This is a genomic window from Photorhabdus tasmaniensis (assembly GCF_011189505.1).
Taxonomy (GTDB): domain Bacteria; phylum Pseudomonadota; class Gammaproteobacteria; order Enterobacterales; family Enterobacteriaceae; genus Photorhabdus; species Photorhabdus tasmaniensis.
The window spans coordinates 1-1427 of sequence record NZ_PUJU01000148.1 but is presented as its reverse complement, the minus strand read 5'-3'; the positions used below and the strand labels follow the sequence as shown (position 1 = coordinate 1427).

Below are 1427 nucleotides of genomic sequence, written 5' to 3'. Positions count from 1 at the left end.
GGCCCACGGTGGCACTGGCTCCGGCACTGGCGTTCTGCTGCTGACTGTCATAGCGGTTGCTGTCTTGTTCGCTACTGAGCGTCAGGTGACGTTTCACCTCGGCGGTTATCTGTTCGCCGCTGACCTGCGCCCCTTTGAGCGTGGTGTCCCGGCCACTGTTGAGGGTCACCGTGTTTCCCGCCGCCAGTGTCGTTGAGTTGTGGCTAATACTGTTGCCGCTTTCACGCCCTTTGCCCTGACTGACATTGGCTGAGACGTTCAGGCCGGTGCCCCCCGGTCCGGCGGTCAGGCCCACGCCCAGCGAGCTGCCGTGGCGGCTGTTTTTGCCAGTGGTCTGTTCGGTGTTCTGGCTGGAGGAGAGCTGAATATCCCGGTTAGCATTCAGTTGCAGGTCTTTACCCGCCTGTAACTGGCTGCCCTGAATACGGATATCCCCGCTTTGATTTGATGGACCTTTGCTCTCCCCGTTAGCGGTTATCGTGAGGTTATCCCCGGCGGTGAGATGGCTACCCTGTTGGGTGGTCTGATGCTGCTGCTGTTCTGAACGGGAAGACTGACGCCCGTAGGACAGGTTAACCCCGGCCAGGTTGTTATTGCCTGTGTCATCACTGCCCTGAGCCTCCGTCAGTCGGCCCGCCTGCACGGCCTGTACCCCACTCAAGGCGGCTTTGGTGTGCTGTAACGCGTTGAGGCGCGGGTCTTCGGTCTGCTGCGCTTCACGGGCCGTTTGCACCGCGCTGTTGACGGCACCTCCCGCCGTGCCACTCAGCGCCACGGTTAAGCCGCTCTGTTTTTGCTCGGTTTTTGTCAAGACCGTGTGATTATTTTCCGCACTGGTGATACTGACGCGCTGACCGCTGAGGGTCATGTTTTTACCTGCAACCCCGTCACTGCCGTGAACCCGGAGCTGTTCACCTGCGGTGAGAGTGACGTTGCCCTGACTGCTGCCCACGGTGCTGCCTTTGGTCAGCTGGCTGTCACTGTCCGTAGTGGTTTTTTGGCTGGCCTTGCCTAAGGTGAAGCCGATACCCCCGGTGCCCATCAGGCCCGAGTGTTTCTCCTGCCGTAAATGGGTTTCATCGTGCGCTTCGGCTGCGGTGGTGACGGTGAGCTGATGACCGGCGTTCAGGCTGACATCCTGCGTGCCTGCGACATGACTTCCACGGATATGCAGGTCTTTACCGGCCTGGAGATTGACCTTATCGCCACTGAACGTGGTGCTCAGGGCCTGCCGGTCATGCACTTCGTCGTGGGTTTCCACTGACGACTTCGACAGCCAGCCTTGACTGGCTTGTTTGCGGTGCTCCACTAAGTCGGATGAGGCGGTACCGGTGGTCAGCGTCAGGTTATTTCCGGCCTGCGCCGTCAGTTGCTGACCCGCATTAATCTGGGCTGCGGTGGCCGTCAGGTCATGCCCGGCCTGCAAT

Annotated in this window: 1 protein-coding gene; it reads right to left on the bottom strand. The window is 60.2% G+C overall.

Annotated elements, in window-relative coordinates:
- The coding region (locus C5471_RS23220; protein WP_207627455.1) for a hemagglutinin repeat-containing protein at positions 1–1427 on the bottom strand (1427 nt) is incomplete at both ends.